Origin of the sequence: Nocardia miyunensis NBRC 108239 (genome assembly GCF_001613065.1) — a bacterium.
Lineage (GTDB): Bacteria > Actinomycetota > Actinomycetes > Mycobacteriales > Mycobacteriaceae > Nocardia > Nocardia miyunensis.
The window spans coordinates 1-14795 of the sequence record NZ_BDBQ01000004.1; the positions used below are offsets into that span (position 1 = coordinate 1).

The following is a 14795-nucleotide window of genomic DNA, read 5'->3' on the forward strand; positions in this document are numbered from 1 at the left end:
GGGCCCTCGCGGTACGGCGCGGGCCGCTGCGTCGGGGCCCAACCGCGATCCGGTCCCGGGCGAGGTCCGCGACCGCGCGGCGGAGGCGGTGGGGATTGCGGACCGCCCTGTGACCAGGCCAGCGGCTGTTGCCCCCGCGCATCGCGGCGCATCACCTGAGTGGGCTCGCGCGGCGGTTCACCCTGCCCGCCCGGCATCGGCCCGCGCATGCCGGGCCCGTTCGGCGGGACCCGGCGCATCCGTGGATCCCGCGGATCGTACGGGGGTCGCTCGCCGTTCATCTCCGCGATAGTAACGGGAGAAGCTGAGCGTTTCAGGGCAGCCAGGAGACATGGCCGTGCAGCACGGTGTAACCGATGTAAGCGACCGAATCGATTGTGGCGTGGGCCACAATCAATGGCCACAGGCGATTGGTGCGCTGCCAGAATGTGCCGAAGATCAAGCCCATCACCAGATTTCCGAGGCCGCCGCCGAGGCCCTGGTAGAGGTGATAGCTGCCGCGCAGCAGGGCCGAGGCGAGCAGGGAGCGGTTCGGCGACCAGTCCAATTGCCGCAGCCGAGTGATCATGTAGGCCACCACGATCAGCTCCTCGGCGACGGCATTGGCCACCGCGGAAAGGATCAGCGCGGGCAGTCGCCACCAGTGATCACCCAGGGAACTGGGCACGATGGTGACGCTCAACCCGAGCGCGTGCGCGATCAGATACAGCCCCAGGCCCGGCAGGCCGATCACGGCCGCGAGTGCCAGCGCGGGAAGGACATCGTGGCGCAACCGAATTCGCGCCAGACCGATGAGCCGAGGCCCGAATCCGCTGCGCCACAACAGATACAGCCCGAGCGCACCCCACCCCAGCAACCGCAGCACACTCAACAGCTGGAACAGCAGATCGATGGTCGACTGTGTGGCTCGCGACGGATTCAGCGCCACCGACTGCCCGCCGATCCCGCCCGGCGCCAGCGCACTCTCCAGCAGCGACAGCGCCGCACTGGCCCCGCTCAGCCCGAACGTGACGACCAGAACGACCAGAATCTCGATCCGGACGGCCCGCCGCTCCCCATCGGAGGCGGGCGCAGGCCACACCGGAACAGCATCAGCAGCCGAATCCATCCCGCCAATCTAATCGGGGCGCACCCGCCCCTGGTCGCGCCCGGGTTGCCTGCCATGCCCGGCGATGAATGGCATCGGCCGGTGCGACTGTTCATCCGATGCGATTTCTGGCCACGGCACTGCCCGGATTCATCGACGACAGAGCCGTCACCGATCTCCACGCGATCTCTCCGATGAGTACGCCCCGTCCGGGTTCACCGGCATCGCGGCCGGTGGGTACGCCGAATTCTCCCGCTGTGGGGTCGAAAATGCTTCGAGAGCAATGGAATTCGTGAGCGCAAAGCCGTTGTGGGTCGTGGGTGGGCATGCGTCCCCGTGGCTACATGTGGCGCATGCCGTGCAGGAACGGGCAGCCGACGAGGATTCGCACTGCGCGGCTGAGGGATTGGACGTCTTCCACGGGAGTCTGGAAGGACAGCCGGACGTCGTGGTCCTCCTCGCTGGTCTCGACGCGCAGGCTGATGCCGTAGCGGTCGATCGCGAGGGGGTGGATCGCGCCGCCGCGCAGGCGGGTCGGCAGGTGGCGGGCGAGCTGGGCGACGACGTCGGCGTGGTCGGCGTCCATATGCTGCAGCCAGGCCGCCTCGAGTTCCCAGAACGGATCGGGCCGGGCCTCGCGCAGGTCCGCGTGGCAGACCGATTCCGCGCCGGTCGAATCCGCCAGCACCGCGGAATTGATCATCAGGCGCAGCAGGGTCGTGGTGTGCCCGACGTCGAGCAGGGCCGGATGCGGATGGTCCTCGGCGACGGACGAGGCGAGCAGACGCTGCGTCCCGGCGGGGACCGCGCGCACGCGACCGCGCAGCCAGACCAGCGCGCGCACCGGCTCCCGCAGCGGCAGTGGCGTGCGATCGGTGAGTTCGAGAACAGCCTGGACGCCGCCCTCGCCACCGCGTGCCGCGGCGTGGACCGCGGGTGAGTCCATCGGCACCGCGACCACCGCGTCACCGCACTGGCGGAGGTGGTGGACCGTGATCGTCGCGGGATCGATTCCGGGCAGGGCGAGCATCGCGTGATCGGCATGCACGCAGGCGTTGCGGATCCGTTCGGCGGTGGACGGCGCGAGGGTCGGATTCGGTCGCATGCATTACCTCCAGGGCTGTGGTCCCGGCCACGATGTATTGGTTAGGTAAACCTAAGCTAAGTGAATATGCCCGGTTGTGCAAGCATTTCGATCGCTACGGTGGAAATGTGCCGCACGATTCCACCGCCCACGAACCGGTTCCGCTGACGTTGTCCATGCCCGCCGCGCCGCGGGCCGATCTGACGGACGCGCTGGTCCGGCCGCTGTCCGAGGTTCCGGGAGCGCCGGTGCTCGACGCCGGACTGCCCGATGTCGAGGTGGCCGAATTCCTCGTCATGGCCGCGCATTCCGCCGGCGGATTCGTCGCCCGCACCGATTCCGGGGAGCGGGCCGTCGGCGTGGTCGCCGCCACGGTCGCCGCGCTGTGCGGCGAGGACATCCGCCGCGCCCTGACCCATCCGGATCTCGAATTCCTGCGCGGCCTGGGCCCGGGGGCGGTGGAGGCGTTGCGCGGCGTGCTGCTGGCAATCGAGTCCGAAACGCCCGATGCCGTCGCGAAAGCCCTGGAAGTGCTGCAAACTCCGAGCCCACCGGCCACCGGTCGGTAATGTCGTATCCGTGCCGCGTATCGCCTATTTCGGACCATCGGGAACGTTCACCGAGATCGCCCTGATCCGACTCGAGTCCACCGGCGTCTTCGACGAACCGGTCGAGCGGGTCGCCGCGCCCAGTCAGGGCGCGGCGCTGGAGTTGATCCGGGCCGGTGCGGTCGAGGGTGCGGTGGTGCCGATCGAGAGTTCGGTGGAGGGGTCGATCTCGCCGACGCTCGACGCGCTCGCCCTTGGGCCGCGGTTGCAGATCGTCGCCGAGACCGAACTCGACGTCGCCTTCACGATCGTCGCCCGGGCGGGTATCACGCTCGCCGATGTGCGTACCGTCGCCGCGTATCCGGTGGCCGCGGCGCAGGTCCGGGGCTGGCTGGACGAGCATCTGCCGCAGGCCTCGATGTACACCTCGGCCTCCAATGCCGCGGCAGCCGAGGACGTCGTGGCCGGACATGCCGATGCGGCGGTCTCGACCACGCTGGCAGGGGAGCGGCTGGGGCTGGCGGTCCTGGCGTCGGGCGTGGCCGATCACGATCAGGCCGTCACCCGATTCGTCCTGGTCACGCGGCCACGGCAGGCCCCGCCGCGCACCGGCGTCGACCGGACCTCGCTGGTCGTGCTGGAACTGGCCAACGAACCGGGTTCGCTGATGCGGGTTTTCGCCGAATTCGCCACGCGCGGAGTCGATCTGACCCGCATCGAATCCCGGCCGACCCGCACCGGAATGGGCACGTACCGGTTCTATCTGGACTGTGTCGGCCATATCGACGACATCGCCGTCGCCGAGGCACTCAAGGCGCTGCATCGGACTGCGGGGCGGATCCGCTTTCTCGGATCGTGGCCCGCGAGCTCGCCCACCGGAGCGCCACCACCGCCCGACGAACCCGCCGCGGCATGGCTCGCGGATCTGAAGAAGGGAACGGCCGATCTATGAGCGGCAGGCTCGTCCTGGTGCGGCACGGTGAAACCGAGGGAAACGTCGCCAAAATTCTCGACACCCGGGTGCCGGGCCGCCCGCTCACCGAACGTGGTGTGGCACAGGCGAAGGCATTCGGCGCCGCACTCACCGCACCGCCGCGCAGACTGTTCAGCTCGCAGGCGCTGCGGGCCCGGCAGACCGCACAGCACATCGAATCGGTGACCGGGGCGCCCGCGCAGGCGCTGGACGGTCTGGCCGAGGTGTTCGTCGGCGAGCTGGACGGCAGCAGTTCCGAGGCGGCGCACGAACTCTTCCAGACCATCTACAAGTCCTGGCACCTGGGCGAACTGGATCGGCGGGTGCCCGGCGGCGAGACCGGCCGCGAGGTGCTGGACCGGTACCTGCCTGTGCTGGAAGAGCTTCGGCGGACCTATCTGTCCACGGGCGAGGACGGCGACATCCTGGTCGTCAGCCATGGCGCGGCCATGCGCCTGGCCGGTAGGACCCTGGGCGGTGTCACCCCGCCCTTCACCACGAACAACCATCTGGACAACACCGAGACGATCGAGCTGGTACCGCGTTACGCCGGAACCGAATTCCTCGGATGGGAGTGCGCGCGCTGGGGCCGCTTCACCCCGCCGTTCGGCGGGGATGCCGAGCCGGACGCCGACAATCCGATGGGTTGAGCACCCGCGGACTCAGATCGCCCCCGCGGGCGGATTGAATTCCGCACGCAGCGGGAGCTTTTCGATGAGGTCCTTGATCGCCGTACGCAGCCGCCCGGGGGTGCCCGTCGCCAGTGATGTCCACTGCACGTCGTCCTCGGAGCGGGTGGTGGTCGTGATGAACCGGCCGTTGCGGGTGTTGAACACGGCGACCGCGCCGTCCGCGATATCGCGGCTGCCGTCGCCGTAGATCACGCCGACGATCGAGACGTGCGAGGGCACTTCGACCAGTGCCGCGGCCAAGGTCTGCGCATCACGCGGCGGGCGGCCCACCCGGCTCAAGCGCTGCGCGGTGGCATTGCTGTCGCCGGCGTCGTTGAGAATGGGTTGCAGATCCTCGGTGAGCACGTTCATACCCTCGAGCTCGAGCGGATCGGCCGGACCCAGTGCGGCGAGGATGGTGCCGGGCAGATCGTGCGATGCCTCGCTGATGACGTAGGTGTCGGGCCCGCGCAGGGCGACGACCTCCAGCTCGTCACCCTTGGCGATGCACATCCGGTTCACCAGCTGGCCGACGTACCAGCGCACGGCGATGGCCCAGTGCGGCCGGTCGAGTGCCCGCAGCCGATCTTCCAGATCCCGGTGCACGAACTCACCGTCCAGAAGATCGCGCGCCGCGAGCGACTCGGCGGCCGCATCGAACGCCTCTTTACGCCTGACGTCGCTGTCGTACCTGGCAAAGGTGTCCAGTACGACCGGAACCTGGCTGATCTGCAATTTATCCAGCAGGAATTGCATCTCGTCCAGCGTCAGCACAACAGATTCGAGCATGGCCCCACCCCGTCCAGCGCCCAGTACCGTCACCTAGCGGACTCTGCATTCGGGTCGCCCCCGATGACGCCCGCCGCGATGATCCGGCCGTCGTTGAAGTACTCGCCGTGCACCAGCTCGTTCTTGTGCTCGAGCTCTTCCTCCTCCTCGGCCTGGTTGCCCAGCAACGGATTTCCGCTGCTGACCGGACGGGCCGAGGCGGGCTGCGTGGCGTTGGCGCTCGCCGGAGTGGTCGGCGCGACCTCGGGCACGTTCGCGGTCGGGAAGTTGGTGCCCAGACCCGCGCCCCAACCCTCCGGGATCTGCAGGCTGCCCGCGCCGTTGCCGATGCCGACCGAGCCGCCGCCCGCGAACGACACCGCCCGCGTGGCGATGGCGCCGCCGCCGAGACCACCGAGGCCGCCCACCATGGTCGTGGACACGCCCGGGGATGCGGTCGCGGTGGTGTTGGTGGCCGCCGAGATCGCACTGCCTGCGGCATCGCCGACGGTCGGGACGGCCGTGGTGGCCACCGATCCGGCGACGCCCGCGACCTGGGTCGCGGCATCGGAGGTACCCGGGCTGGACACCGCCGCCTGTGCGGCGGAGACCGCGTTGGCGACCGGGTTGATATCGGCCTGTACCGCCTGGGCGACATCCAGTGCGCCGCCGACGGTTCCGGCGCCGACCGCGATCGGCGGCGGCATCATGAAGGCGGCCGGGGTGGCGACCATGAGCGAGGTGGCGGCCTCGTAGGTCTCCATCACCAGTGCGGCGCGGAGTTGGACCTCCATATACGTGGCCTCCGCGATCTCACCGGCGCCGCACAGATCACCGCCGGTGGTGTGCGCGGCGACGCGGGCCGCGTCGACGGCCGCGATCTCCGGCGGGCTCGGCATGACCAGTGAGGCGACCGTGTAGGCGGTCACGTTCGCGGCGGCCTTGGCGCCCATGCCGGCCGCCATCGCGGTCTGCTCGCCACACCAGCCGGTGAAGGCGGTGAGCTGGGCCATCGCGGCGACACCGTTGACACCCAGCAGGCCGACCCCGAGTTCGGCCATCACGCGGGTGAGCGTCGCGGTGGCGTCGGTCCAGGCCGCGGCCAGACCCGCCCAAGCGGTTCCCGCGGCCACGATCGGCACCCCGTGCGCGCCGAGATTCAGCGTGGCCGAGTTGATTTCTGCCGGACGGGCTTCCCAGACCACGCCGGTGATTCCAGCAACCATTGTTCTCTTCCCCTGTGGTTGATGTTGAAGTGGTGGTCTCGGATCAGAGCTCGAGCGCCGTCTGGACGGCGGTGATGCCCGCGGCCCGGATGGCGTCCTGCGCGACGTACTCGCTCACCTGGATGCGCAACGTCTGTGCGGCATTGCGCAACTCGACGATGCCCTGTGCGATGGAGGCGTCGTGCGTGACCGCGCCCTCGTTGAAGTGGTTGGAGGCCAAGAGCGATACTTCTTCGGCGCCCGACGGAATGACGTGTGTGGCCGGGCCGCTCAGCCCCTGGGCCGCGGCCAGGCGATCGGCGAGCAGGTCGAGCTCACCGGCGGCTGCGAGCACGATTTCGGCATCGACGTGAACGAGATCCATGACTCGAACTCCTTCTGGTGGCAGCTATTCAACTGTAGGACCGGCACAGGCCGGGCCTTCGGTGGAACCACGAGAATTCCCCCTACGAGTTCTTGGACGCGGTTGCCCGCGATCCGGTTCCCTCGAGTCCGAAGTTTACGGGCTCGATGCACCCCGCGGACTAGACTATCCCCATCCCAGCTCATGCAGTCGGGCTTCGTCAATGCCGAAATAGTGAGCTATCTCATGGATCACGGTGATCGCCACCTCGTTCACGACCTGGTCCGCGTTGTCGCACATCCCGAGAATGGGCTCGCGATAGATGGTGACGGTGTCCGGCAGCGCGCCGCCGTACTGGCTGTCGATCCGATCGGTCAGGGCGATGCCCTGGTAGAGGCCGAGCAGATGCGGATCCTCCGGATTGCGTGATTCGATCAGCACCACCACGTTGTCGATGGCCCGGGTGAGTTCGGACGGGATCAGATCCAGTGCGTCACCGACCAATTCCTCGAACCGTTCCGGTGACATCGATACGGTCATCGCGCTCGGTCCCGCGGACTCACCGCACCGGCGGGGCCGCGCCCGGCAGCGGGGCCGGGGTGGACCGGCCCGTACTCGGCGGCGGCACCGGGGCCTGGCCGTCGATGAGGATGTTGCCCTTGGCCGATCCGGTGATCGAGGAGAATCCGTCCCGAGTCCCCTTGCCCACCAGGCAGTTCAGCTTGTGACTGCCGACCAGCCAGCTGCGGGCGTCGATGTTGTCCCAGAAGATGGTGAGCGTCTTGTTGATCAGCGCCTTCGGCCCGCCGAGATAGGAATCCGCGACGCGCGAGCACTGATCCTGCATGTATTTGTCCTGATCGGCGTTCGCGGGCGTGCCGCCGCTGAACTGCTGTCCCAGGTCGACGGTCGACATCACCTCGTAGGCATGGGGGTCGGCGCACTCGACCGGTTCGTTGGTCGGCAGGTTCTGGTTGATGCCGATGCAGGTGCCGGGATCGAAGATGCGCGACTGATCGCTGTCCCGCACGCGCCCGACGGTCTGCTGGGTGGCGTTGCCGGTGGCGCTGACCAGTTGCAGCCCGCAGCGCACGGTGCGGTCGCCCTTGTTCCACGCGGGCTCACCGGGATTGATCATGCCGACCACGAAACGTCCGCGCGGGTCCAGGCGTCCGCCCAGATATGCCCGCGCCGCGGTGACGCAGTGCTCGTCGCGCAGTTCGGCGAAACGCAGTGAATCCGGGAAGCGGGTGCCCGGGCCGAATTCGCGGCCCGGATAGTTGCTCAGGTCGATGCCGGCGGTCACCTCGAACAGATGCTTGTCCGCGCAGTTGACCTTCGACAGATCCAGGGTCTTGGCATTGGTCCAGCTCAGGCAGTCGCCCGATTTCGCGGTGCCGAATACCGAATTGTTCCGCCCGGCCGGACCGCCGCCGCCGGGATCGCGTGCCTCCAGTCCGTGCGAGGAGCGGAATCCGGAGATGGACAGCGTCACGATCGCCGCGACCAGCGCACCCACGGCCACCGCGAGCAGCCCCCAGCGCATCTTGTGCGCGGGCAGATGCACGCGCCTGCCCGAGTGCGGCGCGGCCGGTTTCCGCTCGGCGGCGGTGTCGTCCCACTCGGAAGCCGACTCGGCCCACTCGGGGTCGGGTCCGTTCGCGGGCGGGCGCGCGGGCACATGTTCGGAGGACATCGCGGTCCATCATGGCAGCGCGCGAGCCCCTACGCCACGATGGGGGTGAGCGGGTCGCGCCATCTCTCGATCGCGCTTCCCATCGCGCCCCCGGGTTCCGCGCAACCCGTGAAACGTCCCCAGGTTCCGCTCAACCTGTGAAACGCCCCGAGTTCCGCCAACACCATGAAACGCCGGCTCCTGGCCGGGGCCCGCCCCGGTCGTGGACCGACCGGAGCGGAGGGAGGGAAGCCGGGGGTCACGAGGGCCCCGGCCCGCCGCGGCGAAGCGGAGGCCATAGATACAGCCTGCGGAATATCGGTGGACTCGGCCCATTAGGCTAGGTCCCCATGATCGACCTCAGATTCCTGCGTGAGCAGCCCGATGTCGTCCGCGCGTCACAGCGGGCGCGGGGTGAGGATCCGGCGCTGGTGGACGCCCTGCTCGAGGCGGACGCCGCGCGGCGTGCCGCGGTCGCGACCGCGGACTCCCTGCGCGCCGAGCAGAAGGCGCTGGGCAAGAAGGTCGGCAAGGCGTCGCCGGACGAGCGGCCGAGTCTGCTGGCACACGGGCAGGAATTGTCCGCGAAGGTCAAGGAGGCCGAGGCCGCGGAGAACGCCGCGAACGCCGAACTGGACCTCGCGCAGCGCGCGCTGTCCAACGTCGTGCAGGAGGGCGCGCCCGCGGGCGGCGAGGACGATTTCATCCTGCGCGAGACCATCGGCAGCACACCCGAATTCGACTTCACCCCGAAGGACCATCTGGAACTGGGCGAATCGCTCGGGCTGATCGACACCGAGCGCGGGGCCAAGGTGTCCGGCGCGCGGTTCTACTTCCTGACCGGATACGGCGCGCTGCTGCAACTCGGCCTGCTGCAACTCGCCGCGCAGCGCGCCACCGCCAACGGTTTCACCATGATGATCCCGCCGGTGCTGGTGCGTCCGGAGATCATGGCGGGCACCGGATTCCTGGGCCGGCACGCCGCGGAGATCTACCGCCTCGAGGAGGACGACCTGTATCTGGTCGGCACCTCGGAGGTGCCGCTGGCGGGTTACCACTCGGGCGAGATCCTGGATCTGTCGGCCGGTCCCAAGCGCTATGCGGGCTGGTCGTCGTGTTTCCGCCGGGAGGCGGGCAGTTACGGCAAGGACACCCGCGGCATCATCCGGGTGCATCAGTTCGACAAGGTCGAGATGTTCGTCTACTGCAAGCCCGAGGACGCCGACGCCGAACATGAGCGCCTGCTCGGCTGGGAGAAGGAGATGCTGGCCGCGATCGAGGTGCCCTATCGGGTGATCGATGTGGCCGCCGGTGACCTGGGCAGCTCCGCGGCGCGCAAATTCGATTGCGAGGCTTGGGTTCCCACCCAGCAGACCTATCGCGAGCTCACCTCGACCTCGAATTGCACCACGTTCCAGGCACGCCGGCTGTCGGTGCGGTATCGCGACGAGAACGGGAAACCGCAGGTCGCCGCGACACTGAACGGCACCCTGGCCACCACGCGCTGGATCGTCGCCCTGCTGGAGAACCATCAGCGGGCCGACGGATCGGTGCGGGTGCCCGAGGCGCTGGTGCCGTTCGTGGGCAAGGAGATCCTGGAAGCGGTCTAGGGTACGACGTCACACATCCGACAGAATTGGTAGCTGGTAATTTGCGATCGAATTCGAAAGAGCCCCTGCATTTCCCGACACGCCGAGGGAAACCGGGGGATGTGAGCATGATCGCAGACTTTGCCCGCCGATTCCTGCGGATGTGACTACTGCTCGGGTCAACTATGTCTAGGCTATGGATCGTGCGCGGAATCGGCTCGCGCGGCGATACCCGGACGCGGGTGCGGACGGTTTCGGCGTTGGCGACGGCAAGGGTCATGGCCCGGACCACCGGGGCGTTCTACGTCATGGGCGGGGTGCTGGGTCTGCTGCTGACTGCCATCGCCCCGGGGGACGACGGTAATCGGCCGCTGGTGGGATCGGCCGCGGCGGTGGCGCTGTTGCTGGGCGTGAGCCTGCTGATCTGGGGGCCGCGGCTGCCGCATTCGATCCATCACGGCTACGTCGCGCTCGCGACGGTGCTGGTGACGATCGCGGTGCACTGGTTCCCCAATACCGTCGGGGCGATCGGCCTGTCCGCGTTCTATGTCTTCGTCGCCTGCGATGCGGCGATTTTCTTTGCCTGGCAATGGGTTGCGGCCCACGTGACGTTCGCGGTGCTGCTGTGCCTGTGGGTGGTGCCCTCGCGCGAGCTGCCGTGGTGGGCGGGCGGGATTCCGGCCGGGGTGACCGTCGGGGTCGGCATCGTGGTGGGCATCCTGACCCGGATGGCGTCGGACGCCGATATCGATATGCTGACCGGCCTGCTCAATCGGCGCGGCTTCGATCGCACGCTGAGCAATGCGATCGCGCACGCCGCGCGGACCGGGCAGGGACTCGCACTGGTCCTGGTGGACCTGGACCGTTTCCAGAAGATCAACGACCATCTCGGTCATCGCGCGGGCGACGCGGTACTGCAACGCGTGGGCGACACCTGGTCGAAACTGCTCGCCCCCGATCAGCAGCTGGCCCGATACGGCGGCGACGCCTTCGCGCTGCTGCTGCCCAACACCACCGAACAGGCCGCGATCCTGCTCACCGAACAGCTGCGGGCCGCGGTCACCACCGGATGTTCCGCGGGCGTGACCTCCTGGCAGCCGGGCGAATCCGGATCACTGCTGGTCAGTCGCGCGGACGTCGGGCTCTACCGGGCCAAGCAGGCCGGGCGCAACCGGACGGTGCTGGAATCCTCGCGGCAGCTGCCGCTGGCGGTGGAGTTGCGCGAGGCCATCGACAAGGGCGCGCTGGATGTGCACTACCAGCCGATCGTGAGCCTGGGCGAGGGCGGCGCGGGCCGGGCGGTCGGGGTGGAGGCGCTGCTGCGGTGGTCCTCGAGCGCGCAACCGGACGTCACCACCGAGGGCCTGATCCGCGTCGCCGAGGAATACGACCTCATCGCCGATCTGGACGAGCTGGTGCTGCGCCGGGCCTGCGCCGACGCCGCGCGCCTGCAGGAGACCTTCGCCCAGCTCGACCTGACCCTGAACGTCAATGTGAGCGGCCTGGAACTGGCCGAATCCGATTACGCCGACCGGGTTTCGGGCATTCTGTCCGATACCGGCTGGCCCGCCGATCAGCTCGTGCTCGAGGTCACCGAGAGTGAGCTCGCGGCCGAATCCCAGACGGCCATCGGCAATCTCAGCACGTTGCGTGAGCGCGGCGTGCGGATCGCCATCGACGATTTCGGCACCGGGTACTCCTCGCTGAGCCGCCTGGCCACCATTCCCAGCGACATCCTGAAGGTCGATCAGTCGTTCGTCGCGGCGATTCGCTCCGATTCCCCGGCCCCGCCGCTGCTGGGAGTCATTGCGGCGCTGAGCCGATCGCTGGATCTGCAGGTCATCGCCGAGGGCGTGGAGACCGAATATCAGGCCGCGGTGCTCACCGAACTCGGTTTCGCCCTGGCCCAGGGCTACCACTACAGCGATTCGCATCCGGTGGCCGAGCTGATCAACGATCTGAACGATCTGAACGATCAGCACGGTCTGGTCGGCGCGGGCGCACCGGAACACGAATTCTCCAGCAACGGCTGGATTCCGATGGATACCGGCCGGGATTCGGCAGCCTTCGGCGGCGAGTAGCGGATCCCGCCTGCTCGGTCGTTCGGCGGGATATCGTTTCGTGCCGGACAATCGCGGCTGGGCCGGCGCCGCATGAGGAGACTTTCGAAGCGAAAGGCAGCTGGATGGCGCAATTGGGTGTGGCCGTTATCGGGTACGGGCTGGCCGGTGAGGTGTTCCACGCGCCGCTGATCGACGCGGAGCCCAGGATGCGGGTGGCCGCGGTGGTCACCTCTTCGGCCGAGCGGGGCGAGCGGGCGCGCGCGGCGTATCCGGGTGTGCGGGTGCTGGATACGGCCGAGGAGTTGTTCGCCGATCCGGACGGCATCGATCTGGCCGTGATCGCCACGCCCAATCGCACCCACGCGCCGCTGGCGATTCAGGCGCTGGGCGCGGGACTTGCGGTGGTGGTGGACAAACCGTTCGCGCTCACCGCGGACGAGGCACTCGAGGTGATCGCGGTGGCCGAGCAGAACGAGCTGGCCTTGGCGGTTTTCCAGAACCGCCGCTGGGACAGCGACTTTCTGACGTTGCGCCGATTGATCCAGGAGGGCCGACTCGGGCAGGTGCGCCGGTTCGAGTCCCGATTCGAGCGGTGGCGGCCGGTCACCAAGGGCGGCTGGCGCGAGGTCGGCGAGGCCGCGGAAGGTGCGGGCATCCTCTACGATCTGGGCAGTCATCTGGTCGATCAGGCGCTGACCCTGTTCGGTCCGGCGACCGAGGTGTACTGCGAATTGGACTCTCGCCGACCGGATGTGCGGGCCGACGACGACGCCTTCATCGCGCTGACGCACGATTCGGGGGTGCGCTCGCACCTGTGGATGAGTGCGGTCGCACCCCGGCTGGGCCCGCGGATGCGCGTACTCGGTTCGGCGAGCGGCTATCTCACCTTCGGGCTGGATCCGCAGGAGGACGCGTTGCGCGCGGGACGTCGCCCGAACGACGGAAAGCCTTGGGGCACGGTGGATCCCGAGAACTGGGGTTCGCTCGGCACTCCGGACGACACGCAGCCGGTCCCCAACGAGGCGGGGAACTACCCGGCGTTCTACGCGGAGATGGCCGCCGCACTGCTCGACGACCTCCCCGTCCCGGTCGATCCCCACGACGCGGTGGCGACGTTGCAGGTGCTGGAGGAGGCCCGCAGGTCCGCCGCGGGCGAGTGATCGGCTACCGGAACGTATTGCGCGCCAAGGGTCTCCGCGCCAACGGGCTCAGAGCTTGCGCGAGCGAAGCTCGTGCCCCTTGGAGGTCTTGCACCGCCCCGACTCCAGATCCCACTGCCACCCGTGCAGATTGCAGGTGAGGGTGTTGCCTTCCACCACACCGAATTTCGACAGGTCGGCCTTGAGGTGCGGGCAGCGGCGCTGCACCTCCCACCCGGCCAGTTCGGTCGAGGCCGAATCGTCGTGCGCCTCGGCGAACCAGCCGTCCGCGTAGGCGATTCGCTCGTCGGTGAGACATTTGAAGAAGGTGTACAGGAATTCGTTGTAGCCGCCGATCCGCCACGCCTGGAAGCGGGTGGACAGGAAGATCGTGTTCACCCAATCGGGTTCGTGATCGCGCAGCACCGTGCGCACCAGCTGCGGATCGATCCGGAAGCCGTAGCGGTACCGGCCCTCACCCTCGATCGGCTCCCGCACCACCCGCTTGGGGAAGTCCAGGACGAAGGTCTGCTCGCCGAGCACCAGCCCGACCGGGTAGCCGATACCGTCGCAGATCAGATCGCTCTGCGCCATGATCGGCTCGAACAGATCCTTCAGCTGGGGCAGCAGCGGTTCGTCGCCGGTCGCCCAGGTCGCCTTCTCCGCGGCCAGCGCGGGCGCCATGCGCTGCGCCATCCGCTCGATGTATCCGGCCTTGTCACCGTAGATCTCGTCCGGATCGACCGGATGGGTGAGCTCGAGCTCCTTGCCGCGCACATCGGCCACCGAACCCGGAATCATCAGCACGCCACCGGGATTGCCGTGGATCCGCATCTGCTCGAGGAACACCATTTGATCCGGGAAGATGTTGCCCTCGTCGCCGCGGTCGTCGTTGAGGTAGCGCAGCGCGTCGTCCAGGAACACCGGGGGACCGGCCGAGGGCACCACCCAGGTCGCCCCGACCTGCTCGATGTAGCTGCGCGCCCGGTCCATGCCGCGCTGCCGCTTCTGCTTGCCGAAATTCGACTTGGTGCGGGCCGGGATGTCGTAGACCATCGGGTACCAGATCGCGCCCGAGTACTGCAGCAGATGGATGTCGACGTGCCCGAACGTCTCGTGCAGCACGTCCATGTCCACCGGACGGGCGTCGTTCATGTTGAAGCACACCGTCTCGCCGTCCGAGACGACCAGCCCGGAATCGCCGATCGGCCCGTCCGCGGGCGCGCGCAGCGCGATGATCATGACGTCCATCTCGCCGCCCGGACCGGTGATGGTCCGCTTCACCGAGTTCTCGGTCTCGATGAACTTCGTGAAACCGACCTTCTCCAGCTCCCGGCGCAGATCCGGGACCGGGTAGTCCGGCAGCAGGACGGTCGCGTCCTTGCTGACGTGGTCGGTCAGGTGTTTCGCGTCGAAGTGGTCGCGGTGCAGGTGCGAGACGTACAGGAAGTCGCAGTCGCCCAGTTCGTCCCAGTCCAGTTCGGTGTTGTCCGGGAACGGGAACCAGGACCCGAAATACGCCGGGTTGACCCAGGGATCACACAGGATCGTCCCGGCCGCGGTGCGAATATGGAACCCGGCGTGTCCGACGCTGGTGATCTCCACGAACTTCCCTCCTGAACGTTGCCG

Annotated in this window: 14 protein-coding genes and 1 pseudogene; 6 read left to right on the forward strand and 9 right to left on the reverse strand. The window is 68.2% G+C overall.

Annotated features, from left to right (window positions below; translation table 11 throughout):
* The 3 genes and pseudogenes from NM2_RS50845 to NM2_RS03025 form a co-directional block, all read right to left on the reverse strand.
* Positions 1 to 281, reverse strand: a pseudogene (locus tag NM2_RS50845) (LCP family protein); the annotation flags it as partial.
* Between the two features lie 32 nt (positions 282 to 313).
* Entirely contained in the window at positions 314 to 1108 is a 795-nt protein-coding gene (locus tag NM2_RS03020) for a CPBP family intramembrane glutamic endopeptidase (RefSeq protein ID WP_067663671.1), read from the reverse strand.
* A gap of 319 nt (positions 1109 to 1427) precedes the next feature.
* Entirely contained in the window at positions 1428 to 2192 is a 765-nt protein-coding gene (locus tag NM2_RS03025; protein WP_067663674.1) for a DUF2470 domain-containing protein, read from the reverse strand.
* Positions 2193 to 2299: 107 nt separating this feature from the next.
* Here NM2_RS03025 and NM2_RS03030 point away from each other — a divergent pair, with 107 nt between their 5' ends.
* The 3 genes from NM2_RS03030 to NM2_RS03040 are packed head-to-tail and all read left to right on the forward strand — an operon-like array spanning position 2300 to position 4342.
* Positions 2300 to 2740: a hypothetical protein gene (locus tag NM2_RS03030; protein ID WP_067663675.1), complete on the forward strand. Its 441-nt coding sequence runs from the start codon at positions 2300 to 2302 to the stop codon at positions 2738 to 2740.
* Positions 2741 to 2750: 10 nt separating this feature from the next.
* A complete protein-coding gene (gene pheA, locus NM2_RS03035) occupies positions 2751 to 3671 on the forward strand; it encodes a prephenate dehydratase (RefSeq protein ID WP_067663678.1) in 921 nt (306 codons plus the stop codon).
* Positions 3668 to 4342 (forward strand): histidine phosphatase family protein, encoded by a 675-nt coding sequence (locus tag NM2_RS03040; protein ID WP_067663681.1) that lies wholly within the window; start codon positions 3668 to 3670, stop codon positions 4340 to 4342. The genes pheA and NM2_RS03040 overlap by 4 nt, the downstream gene beginning before the upstream one ends.
* A gap of 12 nt (positions 4343 to 4354) precedes the next feature.
* On the opposite strand, the gene NM2_RS03045 is transcribed toward NM2_RS03040, so the two are convergent.
* The 5 genes from NM2_RS03045 to NM2_RS03065 all read right to left on the reverse strand — a co-directional run bounded on the left by NM2_RS03045 (position 4355) and on the right by NM2_RS03065 (position 8396).
* The gene (locus NM2_RS03045) at positions 4355 to 5152 is read right to left on the reverse strand and encodes an ESX secretion-associated protein EspG (RefSeq protein ID WP_067663684.1); all 798 of its coding nucleotides are present in this window, start codon (positions 5150 to 5152) and stop codon (positions 4355 to 4357) included.
* A gap of 29 nt (positions 5153 to 5181) precedes the next feature.
* Positions 5182 to 6357 carry a PPE domain-containing protein gene (locus NM2_RS03050; RefSeq protein WP_067663686.1) on the reverse strand — a complete coding sequence of 392 codons (1176 nt, stop codon included), beginning with the start codon at positions 6355 to 6357 and terminating at the stop codon, positions 5182 to 5184.
* Between the two features lie 43 nt (positions 6358 to 6400).
* Positions 6401 to 6721: a PE family protein gene (locus tag NM2_RS03055; RefSeq protein WP_067663689.1), complete on the reverse strand. Its 321-nt coding sequence runs from the start codon at positions 6719 to 6721 to the stop codon at positions 6401 to 6403.
* A gap of 165 nt (positions 6722 to 6886) precedes the next feature.
* A complete protein-coding gene (locus tag NM2_RS03060) occupies positions 6887 to 7240 on the reverse strand; it encodes a metallopeptidase family protein (protein ID WP_067663692.1) in 354 nt (117 codons plus the stop codon).
* A 19-nt stretch (positions 7241 to 7259) separates the two neighbouring features.
* A complete protein-coding gene (locus NM2_RS03065; protein WP_084530429.1) occupies positions 7260 to 8396 on the reverse strand; it encodes a septum formation family protein in 1137 nt (378 codons plus the stop codon).
* Between the two features lie 329 nt (positions 8397 to 8725).
* Here NM2_RS03065 and serS point away from each other — a divergent pair, with 329 nt between their 5' ends.
* The 3 genes from serS (at position 8726) to NM2_RS03080 (ending at position 13187) form a co-directional block, all read left to right on the forward strand.
* On the forward strand, positions 8726 to 9985 hold the full coding sequence (serS, locus tag NM2_RS03070; protein WP_067663697.1) for a serine--tRNA ligase: 1260 nt from the start codon (positions 8726 to 8728) through the stop codon (positions 9983 to 9985).
* Positions 9986 to 10167: 182 nt separating this feature from the next.
* Positions 10168 to 12045, forward strand: a complete 1878-nt coding sequence (locus NM2_RS03075) for a putative bifunctional diguanylate cyclase/phosphodiesterase (RefSeq protein WP_245717817.1) — start codon at positions 10168 to 10170, stop codon at positions 12043 to 12045.
* 104 nt (positions 12046 to 12149) lie between these two features.
* Positions 12150 to 13187 (forward strand): Gfo/Idh/MocA family protein, encoded by a 1038-nt coding sequence (locus NM2_RS03080; protein ID WP_067663702.1) that lies wholly within the window; start codon positions 12150 to 12152, stop codon positions 13185 to 13187.
* A 48-nt stretch (positions 13188 to 13235) separates the two neighbouring features.
* Here the strand turns inward: NM2_RS03080 and NM2_RS03085 are convergent, their stop codons facing one another.
* Positions 13236 to 14771 (reverse strand): Rieske 2Fe-2S domain-containing protein, encoded by a 1536-nt coding sequence (locus NM2_RS03085; RefSeq protein ID WP_067663705.1) that lies wholly within the window; start codon positions 14769 to 14771, stop codon positions 13236 to 13238.
* Positions 14772 to 14795: the final 24 nt, after the last annotated feature.